This window comes from Paenibacillus sinensis, assembly GCF_019904155.1.
Classification (GTDB): domain Bacteria; phylum Bacillota; class Bacilli; order Paenibacillales; family Paenibacillaceae; genus Paenibacillus_AQ; species Paenibacillus_AQ sinensis.
On sequence record NZ_JAHCMB010000128.1, the window covers coordinates 17,481 to 33,660 of the forward strand.

The 16,180-nt window shown below is 54.0% G+C and carries 13 protein-coding genes; 4 read left to right on the plus strand and 9 right to left on the minus strand.

Annotated elements, in window-relative coordinates; translation table 11 throughout:
- Positions 1-37: 37 nt before the first annotated feature.
- The 9 genes from KIH86_RS14195 to KIH86_RS14235 form a co-directional block, all read right to left on the minus strand.
- Complete coding sequence (locus KIH86_RS14195) at positions 38-1,495, minus strand: MFS transporter (RefSeq protein WP_223085450.1); 1,458 nt, start codon at positions 1,493-1,495, stop codon at positions 38-40.
- Positions 1,496-1,524: 29 nt separating this feature from the next.
- Entirely contained in the window at positions 1,525-2,853 is a 1,329-nt protein-coding gene (locus KIH86_RS14200; RefSeq protein ID WP_223085449.1) for a pyridoxal phosphate-dependent decarboxylase family protein, read from the minus strand.
- Positions 2,854-2,901: 48 nt separating this feature from the next.
- Entirely contained in the window at positions 2,902-4,530 is a 1,629-nt protein-coding gene (locus KIH86_RS14205; RefSeq protein ID WP_223085448.1) for an amidohydrolase, read from the minus strand.
- Between the two features lie 54 nt (positions 4,531-4,584).
- Positions 4,585-5,382 (minus strand): ABC transporter permease, encoded by a 798-nt coding sequence (locus tag KIH86_RS14210; protein ID WP_407672282.1) that lies wholly within the window; start codon positions 5,380-5,382, stop codon positions 4,585-4,587.
- 2 nt (positions 5,383-5,384) lie between these two features.
- Positions 5,385-6,230 carry an ABC transporter permease gene (locus tag KIH86_RS14215; protein WP_223085446.1) on the minus strand — a complete coding sequence of 282 codons (846 nt, stop codon included), beginning with the start codon at positions 6,228-6,230 and terminating at the stop codon, positions 5,385-5,387.
- Between the two features lie 13 nt (positions 6,231-6,243).
- The gene (locus KIH86_RS14220) at positions 6,244-7,338 is read right to left on the minus strand and encodes an aliphatic sulfonate ABC transporter substrate-binding protein (protein ID WP_223085445.1); all 1,095 of its coding nucleotides are present in this window, start codon (positions 7,336-7,338) and stop codon (positions 6,244-6,246) included.
- Between the two features lie 25 nt (positions 7,339-7,363).
- The gene (locus KIH86_RS14225; protein WP_223085444.1) at positions 7,364-8,149 is read right to left on the minus strand and encodes an ABC transporter ATP-binding protein; all 786 of its coding nucleotides are present in this window, start codon (positions 8,147-8,149) and stop codon (positions 7,364-7,366) included.
- Positions 8,150-8,164: 15 nt separating this feature from the next.
- Positions 8,165-9,325 carry an FMNH2-dependent alkanesulfonate monooxygenase gene (ssuD, locus tag KIH86_RS14230; protein WP_223085443.1) on the minus strand — a complete coding sequence of 387 codons (1,161 nt, stop codon included), beginning with the start codon at positions 9,323-9,325 and terminating at the stop codon, positions 8,165-8,167.
- Between the two features lie 106 nt (positions 9,326-9,431).
- Positions 9,432-10,817: an aminotransferase family protein gene (locus KIH86_RS14235; RefSeq protein WP_235775417.1), complete on the minus strand. Its 1,386-nt coding sequence runs from the start codon at positions 10,815-10,817 to the stop codon at positions 9,432-9,434.
- Between the two features lie 226 nt (positions 10,818-11,043).
- Between KIH86_RS14235 and KIH86_RS14240 the strand changes: the two genes are divergently transcribed.
- The 4 genes from KIH86_RS14240 (at position 11,044) to KIH86_RS14255 (ending at position 16,169) form a co-directional block, all read left to right on the plus strand.
- On the plus strand, positions 11,044-11,769 hold the full coding sequence (locus KIH86_RS14240) for a GntR family transcriptional regulator (RefSeq protein WP_223085442.1): 726 nt from the start codon (positions 11,044-11,046) through the stop codon (positions 11,767-11,769).
- 115 nt (positions 11,770-11,884) lie between these two features.
- Positions 11,885-14,362 carry a (2S)-3-sulfopropanediol dehydratase gene (gene hpsG, locus KIH86_RS14245; RefSeq protein WP_223085441.1) on the plus strand — a complete coding sequence of 826 codons (2,478 nt, stop codon included), beginning with the start codon at positions 11,885-11,887 and terminating at the stop codon, positions 14,360-14,362.
- Positions 14,363-14,404: 42 nt separating this feature from the next.
- Positions 14,405-15,316: a glycyl-radical enzyme activating protein gene (locus KIH86_RS14250; RefSeq protein WP_223085440.1), complete on the plus strand. Its 912-nt coding sequence runs from the start codon at positions 14,405-14,407 to the stop codon at positions 15,314-15,316.
- A 196-nt stretch (positions 15,317-15,512) separates the two neighbouring features.
- Positions 15,513-16,169, plus strand: coding sequence for an FMN-dependent NADH-azoreductase (locus tag KIH86_RS14255; RefSeq protein ID WP_223085439.1), 657 nt, complete (start codon positions 15,513-15,515; stop codon positions 16,167-16,169).
- Positions 16,170-16,180 lie beyond the last annotated feature (11 nt).

The window sequence follows — 16,180 nt, forward strand, 5'->3', positions numbered from 1 at the left end:
CAGCTTCAGAATGCAATGTATAACGAATGCAGTTTTGCTAGGTCGATTCGTTTGCGCCTTTTGGATTGGATTTTTCAAGCAGCCTTTCCCGATTTCTTGTATAATCTTCCTTCCCAAGCGGATAGATGAACGCCGCAATCAACCCTGCAACAATGAATAGCTCAGGCGCAAACGTCATCGTGGACCGGATCGTCATCTGGGCAGGCCCGGACTGGATTTGATTCGGCACATAGCCGGCAGCCTCCAGCAGGATTCCGATCAGAAAAATAGCCAGTGAATTGGACGTCTTCATAAAAAAGGTCATGATCCCGGAATACAGCCCTTCGCGTCTTAACCCTGTCCGCAGCTCATCGGCATCCAATACGTCGGGGAGCATGGACCAGGGGACGACATGGGCAACGCCATAGCCGGAGCCGACCACGGCGCCGATCACATATACAAGATAGGAGGGCGAGTCCGGCGACAGCACCATCCAGGACAGCTGGCTGACCGCCCAGAGGAGCAGGCCGTAGATGATCGTCTTCTTCTTGCCTATCGCCTGGGATACTTTGGTCCAGAGAGGAAGGGTAAGAACTCCCGCTACGATGACGGTTACCAAGAGGTACGACATCTCCTCTTCACGGTTGAGCCAATACTTCATGTAATAAATAACGAAGCCTTCAATGACATTGGCTGCCGCATAGCAGCCGACATAGAGCAGCAGCAGGCGGCGGAACGGCCGGCTTGCCAGCGCAAGCCGGATTTCAGAACCGAAGCGGAGGGATCGCGAATGGACTTCAGGGGTTTGACGTTCTTTTGTCCGGAAGAACAGCAGCAGCGGAATCAGGATAATAAACAGCCCAACGGCAAGTCCCATCGTTCTGTAGCCTTGGAAGGCATCCGTATAGCTGTCCGCAATCATCTTGGGAATTACTGCAGCGACCAGTCCCATCAATAATTGAACGACGATCCGGTAATTGTTGACGCTGGTTCGCTCGTTATAGTCCTCGGTCAGCTCGGCGACCAGACTCAGGTAAGGCACGTAGTAGAGTGTTAAGGTGGTCATGAACAGCATATAGGCAGCGGTAAAATAAATGGCATTTAAAACATCGCTGCCTGCCCCGGGGTAACTCCACATGAGAAAGAACAGCAGGCCTATCGGAATCGCGGAAAGGAACAAAAACGGTCTCCTTCTTCCCCACTTCGTGCGCGTCCGGTCCGTTACAATTCCCATAACCGGATCGATAAACGCATCCCAGATACGGCCAACCATGAAGATTCCTCCGGCGAGCGTAGGCGACAACCCGACATAATCCGTAAGGAAAAACAGGTAGTACATGCCAATCACTGTGATCGTGATGACATTTACGATTTCACCGGAACCGTACAACAGCTTGGTATTCCAGCGCAGCTTCCCGGTTGCTCCGGCGATGTCGGCCAGGGAGTGATTTCTCGGTCCGGACGAAGAGACATGGTTCGGGTTAGACGGTTCAGTGCCGCCGGGTACAGTTGGCATCGTTCATGGACACTCCCTCGATAAAATAATCAGCTCTTACGGGTCATGGAACTGAGATAATCACGCATGAATCCATGAGCCAGGCTTGAGTCCGGCAGGCTGCCAACCATTCCATACATCGCGGTGGAGCCTTCTGCATAGGCCTCGGGACGGGCTGCTACCTCCTCAATTGCCTTATGCAGATCATCGATAAATGCATCCACGCTATTCCGGTGCGCTTGCGTCACCATAAAATGCAGGCTTGGCGGCAGATGCTGGCGGTCCATATGCCAACCTCTGCTCTCCAGTTCATCTGCAACCGCATATAGGTTGAGTTCTTCTGAACCGATGGCAAAGACGCTCATTTGAGGATTGCCCAGTATATGCAGGCCCGGCACGGCAATCAGAGCCTCCTGGAGCCTGCGGGTAATTTGCAGGGTTGTGTCTGCAAGACGGTTGTAGCCATCCCGTCCGAGATAATGCAGGACCGCCCATGCAGAGGCAATTGCCCCGCCCGGCCGTGTGCCGGCCATAGTAGGGGAGGCGAACAAGCCGCCCGGCCAGTCGCTGCGGACATAGAACTGGTGCTGGCGGTACTCATCCTCACGGTACAGCACGACAGAGGCCCCTTTGGAGGCATAGCCGTATTTATGCAGATCGGCAGACATTGAGGTGACGCCCGGCACGCGAAAATCGAAGTCCGGCAACGGCTCGCCGATGTCTTTCAGGAACGGCAGCATAAATCCGCCAAGACAGGCATCCACGTGGAAGGGAATATGATGCTCAAGAGCGATCCCTGCCAATTCTTCAATGGGGTCCATGACGCCATGCGGATAGGCGGGGGCGGAGCCAACAAGCAGAATCGTATTGGCGTTAATCAAGCGGCTCGCAACGGATACATCTGCCCGATACTCCTCCGTTAGAGGAACATATACGGCTTTGATATCGAAATAAGCTGCTGCTTTGGAAAAAGCCGGATGGGCCGTAACAGGAAGGACCATCTCCGGCTGATGAATTTCCGGACGAACGGCCCGGGCGTAGTCCCTGGCTGTTTTGACAGCCATCAGAATACTTTCCGTCCCCCCTGAGGTCATATTTCCAACCGTTCCGCTTCCCCCGCCCAGCAGATCCGCAGTCATGGACACAACTTCCGTCTCCATCTGGCGCAGGGAAGGAAAGGCCCCGGGGTTGAGGCCGTTCTCCTGCGAGAATAGCTGATAGGCCTGTCTGGTCAAATCAGCGATTTCTTCGCCCCCGTAGTATACCAGGCTCCAGGTGCGGCCATCTCGCCAATTGGCATCCTCTCCACGCAAGGCTTGCAGCTGTTCAAGGACCTTGTTCTTCTCCGTTCCGGCAGCAGGAAACTGAGTCTGTACCATATCCGGACACCGCCCTTCTGAATTGATTTCTGATGCAGGACTCTACAATTACTGTTGTGAGGATAAAGCCGCTGCCTCCTGTGCATACACTTGGCGGCCGCCGATAATCGTCTGGAGAACGGGGATATTATGCAGATTGAGCGGATCGGCGGTCAGCGGATTATCCGCCAGAATGACCAGATCGGCCAGCTTGCCGGCTTCAATGGAGCCTTTGTCTTTCTCCTCGAACGCCTGCCAAGCGGCATCTATGGTGATGGCCCGCAGTGCCTGATAGGGCGTGATCCGGTATTCGGGACCGAGCTCCCGGCCGCTGGCCGTCAGCCGGTTGACCGCGACGGATACGAGATGCAGGGGAGAAGGCGGCGTGATCGGCGTATCGTTGTGCAGCGAGAAACGGATGCCCCGATCCACAGCCGAGCGGAGCGGGCTGATCCGGCGTGCCCGGTCTTCGCCCAGATAGACATCACGGTGGTCATCCCCGAAATAATAGACATGATCGTTGAAGAACGAAGGGGTAATGCCGAGTTCCTTAATGCGGTCAAGCTGATCCTCGCGAACAGACTGGGCATGCTCAATTCTGTGGCGGGCGTCTGGCCGCGGCAGCCGCCGCTGGGCTTCGCCGATGGCGTACAGCACATCATCAATAGCCGCATCGCCGTTGGCATGAATGACCACCTGGCGCCCGGCCGAATGAACAGCAAATACAGCCTGTGCCAGCTGCTCTCTCTTCTGTAAAGGAAATCCTCTGAATAGCGGATCATCTTCGGAGAACGGCCGGTGGTAAGGGTTGGTGAGCCAGCCGGTGTATCCCTGGATGGAGCCGTCCTGGAACAGCTTCGACCCTTGCGATTTGACCGGACCGCGGTTATATTCAACCTTCTCCGGCGAATAATCCGGCTGGAAGAGCGGAATGCTGATCAGCTGGAGATCCAGCAGTCCACGATTGTGGGCATCCACGAGCGGCTCAGGGTCTATGCCAACCGCGATTATTGCGGAGGTAATGCCCTGAGACACGTACTCAGCGTTGGCGATGCGAATTCCTTCAGCGTGCTGCTCCGGGGTCAGAGAGGGGATGTGGGCTTCGATTAAAGCGCCATTTTCCTGGATCAAGCCCGTGAGTTCACCGTCCGTGTCACGCTGGATAACGCCGTGCGAGGGCGCCGGAGAGTCTTTGGTAATTCCGGCCAGCGCCAGCGCCTTGCTGTTCGCCACGCCCATATGCGCCGAATTGTGGGACAGCCAGACGGGGTGATCCGGAAAGGCCTGATCCAGTTCATACCGGCTGGGATGCCGATTCTCCGCCAGCTTGGAAGGGTCGTAGCCAAATCCCGTGACCCATCCTCCGGCTGGAATGTTCGCCGCTTTGTCCTTCAGGACGGCTAGCAAATCGGAAATGCTGCGGATCGTTCCGCGCGGCGGACTCCACAGCGGGGCCGACTGCACCTCCAGTATCCCGCTTAACGGGAAATGGCCGTGAGCCTCATAGAAGCCGGGCAGTACGGTCTTTCCTTGAAGATCGATTACTGCTGTTTCCGGCCCTGCCAGCTGCAGCAGTTGCTCCGTACTGCCGACTGCGGCAATGCGTTCTCCTTGCACCGCTACTGCTTCTGCGGTTGTTCCTTCCTGGTCAAAAGTAAGCACCGTGCCGTTAATATAGATTTGTTCCGGATATGCCATAGGGGCACCGCCTTTCTTCAATTAATAATGTGTTGATGAAAATCATCGGCGAAATTATCCTTTATAGGCTTCTCTCCAACGCAGCAGCCTTGATTCGAGCAATCGCACCAGGGAGTCGGACAGCTTGCCGACCGCCGCGAAGATCCCGATGCCCACAAATACGGCGGCGGTCTGTGAATATTGGCGCGCCTCAGCAATCATATAGCCGATGCCGGAGCTTGCCCCCATCATCTCGGCTACTACCAGACAGAGCCACGCGACTCCGAGCGACAGACGGATACCCAGCAAGATGTTCGGGAGTGCTGACGGGATAATCAGCCGCAAGACCTGCTGCAGCCGGGAGTATTCCAGAATTTGCGCCACCTCGTACAGCTTGCGGTCCACACCGCGAACACCGGCAAAGGTATTCACATACAGAGGGAAAAAGGCACCCAGCGCGATCAGCAGCACTTGCGACAGCTGTCCCACCCCGAACCAGAGAATGAATAGCGGAATGATGGACAGCAGCGGTACCGTGCGCATCATCTGCAAGGAAGGGTCCAGCAGTTCTTCCAAATGTCTGGACAGTCCGGTGGCCAGTCCGATGATCAGCGCGAGCGAGCCTCCGAGAGCAAAGCCGGCAGCGGCCCGGAGCACGCTGGCTTCCAGATGTGTGAGCAGCCTTCCGCTCTCTGCAAGCTTAATGAATTGTCTTCCGATCTCTAGAGGAGTTGGCAGAAGAGAAGGAGACAGCACCCCGAATGCTCCCGCTGCCTGCCACAGCAGCAGAACAGCCAGCGGAAAGAACCAGGCTTGCAGGGAATCAGGCACTTTGCCGGAAAGAGTCGATTTCTCCCGGTTGTTTCTAATCATGTTCATAAATTTTCCCCCAGATAGCTGTCACGCCAGCGGAGCAGTCGTTTCTCCAGCAATTTGACGAGCGAATCCGTCAATTTCCCGACGATGGCAAAGATTAGGATGCCGACGAAGACGAGCGAGGTGATGGAGAAATACCGGGCATCCATGATCAGAAAGCCAACCCCTTCGCTTGAACCCATCATTTCGGCCACTACCAGCCCAAGCCAAGCCGCTCCCAGCGACAAGCGGATGCCGAGCAGAATATTCGGAAGGGCGGCCGGCACGATCAGCTTTGTAATAAGGCTCCTGCGGTTAAATTGAAGCACTTTCGCTACCTCGAACAGTTTGGCGTCCACCGAACGGATTCCCAGAAAAGTGTTCACATAAACCGGAAAAAAAGCGCCAAGCGCTATAAGCAGAATCTTGGACCATTCTCCGAAACCGAACCAGAGAATAAACAGCGGCGTTATAGCCAGGTGGGGGACGGTCCGCAGCATCTGGATGGAAGGATCGAGCTGTTTCTCCGCAAACCGTGTGAAGCCTGACCACAGACCGAGGACAAGTCCAACGGAGCCTCCCAGCAGAAAGCCGAGGAACGAACGCCATAAGGAATACCGCAGATGAAAAAACAACTCCCCTGACCTGGCAAGATTATAGAATTCTATGACGATCAAGTGGGGAGTAGGCAGAACGGTGGGGTTGATATGCCCCGCCGTTCCGGCAATTTCCCATACAATAAGCGTCAGCACAGGCAGCAGAAGGCCTTTAAGGATGGTCCTCCGTTGTTTCTGCCTGTTGTGCCGCTTTTTCTTGCGTACAGCTGCTGGGACAGCCGCCGTTTCTTCCAACCGGACGCTCTGCATTGGATTCACCTCATTACTTTGGATCTGCGGCAGCATCCTTAATGGCCTGCTCGATAAACTGGTTATTTACCACTTTGGATACATCAATCTGTTTGCGAATGGTTTTCTCCTTAAGCTGGAAATCCGCTGTTGCCTGCTGCGATGCAATGACTTCGTCGCTGATAGGCAGGTTAATAGGGGTAACGCGATCGCGAAGCGCCTTGATAACAGCTGCATCTACCTGGAATTGCTCGGCATACGTCTTGATCGCCTCATCCAGATGTGCGTTCTCCCAGACGCGGGCTTGTTCATACACTTTCAGGTACGTGGTGATCAATTCCGGATGCTCTTCGACAAGCTTCGTGCGGGCAATAAGGAAGGACGGAGAGAGAACACCCAGCGCTTCGCCGTCGGTCAGGACCTTTGCTTTGCCGCTGAGTACATTCGTCGTAATGTAAGGGTCCCAGGTAGCCCAAGCATCGACACCGCCGGTTTCAAAAGCGGGCTGCGCTTCATTTGGCTGCAGCTGAATGATCTCCAGATCGGAAGATTTTAGTCCGGCCTTGTCCAGACCGCGGTACAGGAAATTGAAAGCATTGCTGCCCTTGGCGACGGCTACCTTCTTGCCTTTAAGGTCTTCGATCTTGGTGATCGTGCTGTCCTTGGGCACAATGACGGCGACATTGTTCTTGCCGTCAATAATATTGGCGATTTCGGTGAAGCCGATATCCGCAGCCTGGGCGGTGATGACCGGTAGATTGCCAAGACCTGCGAAATCCAGACGGCCGGCGGCAATGGCCTCCGTCATCGGGGGACCGCTCTGGAATTCAGCCCATTTCACCTTAACGCCCACCTTGCCGAATTCCTCCTCGAACCATCCCTTGCTCCGCGCCAGTGCGTAGGACCCCGGTCCGGGCTGGATGCCGATCGTCAAGGTCAGTCCGTCGTAATCTTTAGCTGCGGCAGATGAGGGAGCCGCGCTTGCTGCCGGGGTGGAGGCTTCGGCCTTGGCGGTGGCGGTTGTATTCGCAGAGTCGGAGCTGGATGCTCCATTGCTGCCGCAGCCTGCCACCAGAAGTGTCAGGGCAGTTAGTACCATCCATGTTTTGCTTTTTTTAAATAGTTTCATCGTATAATTCCTCCTTGGATTAACTCTATATTTCATAGGCTTCCGTAAGATCGGCAATTCTTGAGTCTTCCACTTTCTCGAACTCGTTTAACACGCCGCGCCGGTATTGCTCAAAGGCGATGCTTGCCTTCTTGCGGGGATGGGGAAGCTGGATGTGCTGCAGACTCTGAATCTGCCCCGGGCGGGCGTTCATCACAACGACCCGTTCCCCAAGAAACACTGCCTCATCCAGGTCATGAGTGACGAGCAGCATCGTGGTTCTGTCCTTCTGCCAAATATCGAGCAACACCTCCTGCATGTGGGAGCGGGTGAACGCATCAAGTGCGCCGAAGGGCTCGTCCAGCAGCAGCACCTTGGGACCCCGCAGGAGCGCACGGGCAATGGCTACCCGCTGGGCCATACCGCCCGATAGCTCACGTGGGTAAGAATGCTCAAATCCCTGCAAACGGACCAGTTCAATCAATTCCTCCACCCGGCGGCGAATCTTGGGGTCTTTCAAGGAAAGATTGCCGGCGATATTTTTCTCCACTGTAAGCCAGGGGAACAGGCGCGGCTCCTGAAAAATAAATCCCTTCTCTATGCTGGGTCCCTGGATGGGCTGCCCGTTCAGTAAAATGCTGCCTTCGTAGGCATTGTCCAGTCCCGCGATAATCTTGAGCAGGGTGCTCTTGCCGCAGCCGCTGGGGCCGATGATCGTGACGAATTCGCCTTCGCTGACGTTCAGATTGATATTATGCAGGGCTTTAACCTGTCCCTGGGGCGCAGCGAAGGTTTTGTACAGGCCGTTGATTTGCAAAATATGCGAATCCATGAGCTACCTCCTTAATTAATGTCCGAACGGTTCGGAATGTCCTCCGGGCCTTGCAATGACGGAGTTCCCGAGCGCAACGGCTTCTCCTCTGGAGCTGGAACCCTGGCCCGTGCGGCTTGCGGCATGTTCAAGCGGCAGCAGCGGGAAGAGCAGCTCTGCAACGCGGTAGGCTTCCTCCAGGTGTGGATACCCGGAGAGCACAAACGTTTCGATGCCAAGCTCCTGATATTCACGCATCCGGAGGGCCACCGTCTCGGGATCACCGACCAGAGCTGTGCCGGCGCCCCCGCGGACAAGGCCGACACCGGCCCATAAATCCGGGCTGACCTCCAGCTTCGAGCGGTCGCCGCCATGCAGCTCCGCCATTTTGCGCTGCCCGACGGAGTCCATCTTGGCGAATACCTGCTGGGCCGCTGCAATCGTATCCTCATCCAGATGGGAAATCAGACGTTCCGCCGCTTTCCACGCTTCCTCCCGTGTCTCACGGACGATCACATGCAGCCGGATACCGAAGCGGACGGTCCGGCCTTCCTGCTCCGCGAGCCGCCGGACGGCTGCGATTTTGGCTTTTACCTGCTCAGGCGGTTCGCCCCAGGTGAGGTATACGTCGATATGCTTGGCTGCCGTCTGCAATGCCGCATCCGATGAGCCTCCAAAATAAAGCGGAGGGTAGGGGGTCTGGACCGTGGGCTGCAGCACCTTGGCTTTGTTGACCTGGATGTGCTTGCCGGAGAACGTGACCTCCTGCTGCTGGATGGCCTGCCGCCAGACCGTAAGAAATTCATCCGCACGTTCGTAACGCTCGTCATGATTCAGAAATACACCGTCTGCCTGAAGCTCTTCGGGATCGCCTCCGGTGACCACGTTCAGGAGCAGCCGGCCTCCGGAGCTGCGGTCAAAGGTCGAGGCCATCCGCGCTGCAAGTGTGGGGGACATAAGGTCCGGGCGGATAGCGACCAGAAATTTGAGACGTGTTGTCAAGGGAAGCAAGGATGATGCAATGATCCAGGCATCCTCACAGCCCCTTCCTGTCGGAATCAGCACTCCTTCATAACCTAGCTCGTCGGCAGCAGTGGCGATTTGCCGGTAATACCCGGGTGTTGTCGCTCTGCTTCCGGTTTCTGTTCCCAAATATCGGCCATCTCCATAAGTCGGAATAAACCAGAATATGTTCACATAGAGACCTCCTCAAATTTGTTTTTGTATATTGGAATACTTGGTTTAAAGGTGTGCTGAATGATTTTGCGGGCCCCGCTGGAACTTTCCCCGGTAATGCCGCTACCTATAACTGTCTGCGGAGCGCATTCCGCAGCGCATCGACGATCTTGTCGATTCCCTGCTTGTCGATGATGAGAGGAGGCGCCATATAGATCACATTGTTATAGCCTGGCACACTGCGCGTCATTCGGCCGATAATTACGCCCTCATCTCGGGCATGCGCAACAATTTGGGCCAGCCGGTTCTCTTGCAGCGGTGCCTTGGAGCTTTTATCCGCCACCAGTTCCACACCGGCCAGCAGGCCTTGCCCCCGGACGTCGCCGACAATGGGGAGATCTTCAAGTTCCTTCAGACGCTCCATCAGGTAGCGGCCTATAACCGCGCTGTTGTCCGTGAGCTGTTCCTCCTCGATAATCCGGATGTTCTCCAGTGCCGCCACCGAACTGCCTGCGCAGCCCCCAAAGGTGCTGATGTCCCGGAAGAACCCGTTCGGGTCCTCCGGCCCGGCCTTAAATTGGTTGAAAATCTCCTGGCGGGCGACCGTAGCCGAAATCGGCATATAGCCGCTTGCCAGACCTTTAGCCAAGGTAATGATATCCGGCTGTACATCGTAATGCTGATGCCCGAACAGAGCTCCCGTTCTGCCGAAGCCTGTAACAACCTCGTCCATAATCAGCAGCACCTCATAACGCCGGCAAATCTCCTGCAGCACCGGATAATACTCCGGAACCGGGGGAATGATGCCGCCTCCGGCGGTAATAGGCTCGACTATGACTGCGGCAACCGAGTCTTCCCCCTCACGCTGAATCACCTGTTCAAGCGCGCGTGCGCAATCTACATTGCAGCCGGGATAGCTTTTTCCAAATGAACAACGGTAACACAGGGCGTGCGGGATTTCCGCGAATCCTTCCGGCAGCGGACCAAAATCAATCTTGCGCTCCTGCTGCCCGCTGCTTGCCAGTGCCGCCAGAGTAGTGCCATGATAATCCCTGTTCCGGTAAATGATCTTGTATTTCTTCTTGCCGGGAGATTTTGCGGAAAAATATTGTCTGACCATCTTGAACGCCTTCTCATTAGCTTCTGAACCGCTGTTCGAGATATAGACTTTCGGCAGCGAAGGCAGCAGAGAGGCGAGCTTGGCGGCCAGCTTGATATAAGGCGGGGTGGCCATTGAACCGGCGTAATATGGCAATACCTTCATCTGCTCGCTTACGGCATTTGCGATGCTCTCTCTGCCGTGTCCCACATTGACGACCCAGACTCCGCCGGCCAGACCGTCCACATACTCCTTTCCCTGCACATCCTTCAGCATATAGCCTTTTCCCTCGGCCATAATCGGCGGGTCTTGTGTTTCAAAAAGCTTGTGATTAGTTAGGTGCAGCCACAGGTGCTCCCGGTGGAGTTCTGCCAGTTCAGCCGCGCTTGGTGCACTAGACAACATCTGTTTCATAACTTGGCCTCCAAAAATAAAAATAAAGGCTAAGTTACGCCTCCATAGGAGTGCGCAGCTTAGCCTTCAGCGATCTGATCAGCTATATAGGATTGGTTGCTACATAAATTAACACAGAAAAAATGAAACTGTCAACAGGTTGTCCGGACAACCTGTTGATGATATAATATAAAATCGCATCAGCTTACTTGGAATTATCATCGAACAGAAAGGAAGGTATGTGCCAATGCTCGACAGAAGCAATTCGATACCTTTACATTTACAAGTAAGAAATTTACTTCGAAACGATATTTTTAAAGGCACATACACGGAGAAGATCCCGCCGGAGCATGAGCTTATGGAAAAATACTCGGTTAGCCGGGCGACCGTCCGCCGTGCCATCCGAACGCTGATTGATGACGGGATGCTTGAGTCCCGCCAAGGTCTCGGCACCTTTGTGGCTGTCCGGCCCATTGAGGAATGGCTGGGCAATTTGAGCACATTCTTTGATATTATCGGGGAGCGCGGGCTTACGCCCGATATCAAGGTGCTGAAGCAGGGGATTGTAGAAGCTCCGCAGGATGCGGCTAAAATATTCGGGGTGCCACAGCTCTATGAGACCATTCGTCTGCGGCTGGCGAATGATACGCCTGTTGTGCTGGAAACCCAGTATTATCCGCTGGAGATCGGCGAGAAGCTGGCTCTGCTGGATTTAACCAACGTGTCGACCTACGACGTGCTGGAAACGGAGCTGGGACTGAATCTGTGGGAAGCGAGCCAGACGATAGGGGCCATTATTCCGGCTGCGGAAGAGAAGAAATTGCTGGGCATGACTGCCGAACCAAGCTGCGCCCTGCTATCCAAACGCCTGGTGCTGGATCATGACGGCAATCCGCTCGAATATGAAAAAAGCATTTACCGCGCAGACAATTATGCTTTTCGGATCAATCTGACCCGCAGAAGGAAGCTGTAATGCGTGTTTGGCGCTGATTTTTTCCTTGACAAAATAAACTTGGCCGCTTTACGATGATACGCATAATTTAACAAAATCCTACTGGAATAGTTAGGATTTAGTTGGGAGTGATTTTATGACGGTTCAATCGGTATTGTCAGTGCAGGAACAAAGGCTTATTCACCCACCCGAGGATCGGACAGTTCCCGGGCATGAAAGAGCGAGCCGCATTCTCCATTCCTTTCAGAATCAGCGGCCCAAAATTGATGTGGAGCGGGCGCGCTTATTTACCGAATCCTTCAGGCAGACGGAAGGTGAAGCTCTGATTCTGAGATGGTCCAAGGCGCTGCTTCATACTGCCCGGCACATCACCGTCTATATTGACAAGGATCAGCTGATAGCGGGAAGAGGTGGATATCCGGGAAGATACGGCATCCTGTATCCGGAACTGGACGGCGACTACCTGGATACGGTGATCAAGGATTTGCCGAGCCGTGGCCAATCGCCCTTTGATCTCACAGAAGAGGATTCCGCGATTATTGTGAATGAGATTTCACCGTACTGGAAAGGCAAAACCTTTCATGAGGCGCTTGCCAAGGCACTGCCCGCAGAGACGCTGAAAGTGACCTATGATCCGGAGGACCCGCTGAAATCCAGATTTATCGTCAATGAAACCGCATCGTTCCGTTCATCCATCCAATGGGTGCATGATTATGAGAAGGTGCTCCGCATCGGCTATAAGGGCATCAAGGAAGAAGCTTTGAGAGAGATCGAGCAGCTTGATCCGTACAGCCCTGTGGACAATATGGAGAAGCTGCCTTTCCTGCGGGCTATTGTGAATGTATCTGACGCTATTGTGCTGTGGGCGAACCGTCATTCCAGACTGGCTGCGGAGCTGGCTGATAAAGAGAAGAATCCCGTCCGTCAGGCCGAGCTGCGGAAAATCGCCGAGATCAGCGCGCGTGTGCCGGAGCACCCGCCCCGGAGTTTCCATGAAGCCGTGCAATCCCAATGGTTCGTCCAGATGTTCTCCAGACTGGAACAGAAGACAGGTACAGTTATTTCGAACGGAAGAATGGACCAGTACCTGTATCCATTCTATCAACAGGATATCCAGCTTGGACGTATAACCGATCAGGAAGTGATCGAGCTGCTGGAATGTGTGTGGAATGCAATGGCGCAGTTTCTGGATCTGTACATTTCACCGACTGGCGGGGCATTCAACGAAGGGTACGCCCACTGGGAGGCGGTAACGATCGGCGGACAGACTCCGGGCGGACTGGACGCGACCAATGAGTTGACTTACCTGATGCTCCAGTCCAAACGGGAATTCCCGCTTAACTATCCTGATTTGGCGGCACGGATTCACACGAGATCACCTGAGCGTTACCTGTATGAGGTTGCGGAGACAATCAAGGAAGGCTCGGGTTTTCCGAAGCTGATTAATGATGAAGAAGTCGTCCCGCTGCTGTTGGCCAAAGGGGCAACCTTCGAGGAGGCCTACGACTACGCGGTATCGGGCTGTGCGGAATGCCGGATGCCAAACCGTGATACGTACACCAGCCCCTGTGCCTATATCAATTTTGCCGCTGCCGTAGAAATGACGCTGCGGAACGGGCAGATGCTGCGCTATCCCGGAGAGACGCTTGGCCTTGAAACCGGTGATCCGGTTAGCTTCGGATCGTGGGAACAGTTCTTTGATGCCTATAAAGCCCAGCAGAAATACTTCCTGAAGAATGCCTTCATCCAGCAGCATGCGATTATCCGGCTGCGCAGCGAGCATTTTGCCGCCCCGTTAAGCACCTCCATGCACAAGCTGTGCCTGCAAAACTATAAAGATATCCACTCCCCACATATCGAGGGCGGAATCGATCTTGGTTATTTTGAATTCATCGGTTACGGCACGGTGATCGATTCGCTGGCGGCGATTAAAAAGGTGGTATTCGAGGACAAGCGGATTTCGATGGCCCAGCTGATCGAAGCTCTCGACCATGATTTTGAAGGCTATGAAGCGATCCGCCAGCTGCTGGCACATGCGCCAAGCTACGGCAACAATGATGATTACGCCGACTCCATTGCCAAGGAATTGGATGAAGAGGCTCTGAAATTCACACGGCAATATTCCAAGCAGCTTGGGGTCAATCTTGACCTGCGCTATGTTCCTTTTACTTCACATGTTCCTTTCGGCAAGGTCGTCGCAGCGACGCCCAATGGCAGAAAGGCCTATACTCCTCTCGCAGACGGCTCCTCTGCTTCGCATGGCGCGGACATTAACGGACCGACGGCCGTCCTGCTCTCCAACTACTACTCCAAGAACTACAACTACCGGGAAAGAGCTGCGAGATTGCTTAACCTAAAGCTTACGCCTTCCGTCATCGCCGGAGAAGATGGGACGCTGAAGCTCGTATCTTTTATCCGGACATGGAGCGATCTGCGCCTGTGGCATTTGCAGTTCAATATTATCAACAAGCAGACGCTTCTGGATGCGCAGCGGGAGCCTGACAAGTACAGAAACCTGCTCGTGCGGATTGCCGGATACAGTGCCTATTTCACAGATTTGTCCGAAGATTTGCAGAATGATCTGATCATGAGAACCGAGCATACGGCGATATAGTGCTGGAATACAGGCAGGGAAGAGCTAGAATGGAGAATGGGAATGGAACATCAGCCGGTTCAAGGCAGCATCTTCAATATTCAAAGATATTCCCTGCATGACGGGCCGGGCATTCGCACCGTTGTATTCATGAAGGGCTGTCCTCTGCGCTGCAAATGGTGCAGCAATCCCGAGTCCTGGACCTCCGCCAAGGAAATGTACTTTGATGCAAGCAAATGCATCGGCATTGCGGAATGCGGATTCTGTCTTCCGGTATGCGGCCGGGGAGCGATCTCAGTCGATGCCGGCGGGGAAATAATCATTAACCGTGGTGACTGTGTACAGGGATGTGTGGACTGCACTGCCGTATGCCCGTCCAAAGCCCTCGATGTATATGGTCGGTTAATGACGGTTGAAGAAGTGCTGAAGATTGCGGAGCAGGACAGCATGTTCTACGCAAGATCCGGAGGCGGCTTGACGTTAAGCGGAGGAGAGGTTACGGCTCAGATCGAGTTCGCCGAAGCGCTGCTTGCCGGGGCGAAGCGGCGGCGAATCCACACCGCGATTGAAACCTGCGGGTACTCGGCCTGGAGCCATCTCGCCAGATTGCTGCCCCATCTGGATATGATTCATTATGACCTGAAATCGCTGAATGAGCAGGCGCATATTCGGTTTACGGGAGTATCTCCGCGCCGGATCAAGGACAACCTGGAGCGCCTTAGCCATTCGTTCGAACGAAGCGCTATTGTCGTCCGTACTCCGGTCATTCCCGGCTTCAATGACTCAGCGGAGGACATCGCCCAGATCGCCGAATTCATCGCCAGCCTGGGCGGCATCCGCCATGAGCTGTTGAAATATCACAGATACGGCTCGGTGAAGTATGCTTTACTGGGCAGAGCTTATGAGCTTGGGACTGAGGAATTATCTGATGAGCGGTTCGAGGAGCTGTCCGGGATTGTGGCTCAATATTCATAATATCGATTCAGTAGATAGTGAGCTGATGGATGAGTTGAACCTGAATCATTCTATCAACAAGAAAAAGTAATTTCAAAAGATACAAACAGGCTCCTGACACACAGCTGTCAGGAGCCTGTTTGTATTATTGGGACATAAAAAGTGACCCAAAATACACTTTTTAGTGCAAGACAAATAGAAACCAGGAGGCATTATCTTGAAGAAAGTACTCTACATTACGGCTCACCCGCTTGATCCAAACTCTTCCTACAGTTTAGCTGTCGGCAAGGAGTTTATTGACACCTATCGCGAAGCACATCCGGAGGAGGAAGTCATCCATCTCGACTTGTTTCAGCTGGATGTTCCGGCAGTAGATGCTGACATTCTGAATGCTAGATATAAGCTTTTTCAATGGAGACAAGCTAACTCCAATACGCCGTTTGAGCAATTGCTGTCTGATGCAGAGCGGGACAAACTTGCATATATTGATAAGCTATGCGACCAGTTCATTGAAGCGGATAAGTATATCTTCGTTTCTCCAATGTGGAATCTGACAATCCCTCATGTTTTGCTGAATTACACGAACTGTCTGGTTATTCCGGGGAAGACATACCGCTACACAGAGACAGGACCTGTCGGTCTTCTGGCCGGCAAAAAAGCACTTCACATCCAGGCAAGCGGCGGAGTATATTCGGAGGGTCCGGCTGCATTCCTGGAATGCGGGGCCAGTTATATACGGACAATTATGCAGTTTATAGGGGTTGCAGATATTCAAAGTATTTTCATTGAGGGAATGGCAGAAATGCCCGATCAAGCCGAGGCTATCAAGCAAGAGGCTATTGTCAAAGCCAGAGAGACAGCCAAGCAATTTTAATCCGTCATGGC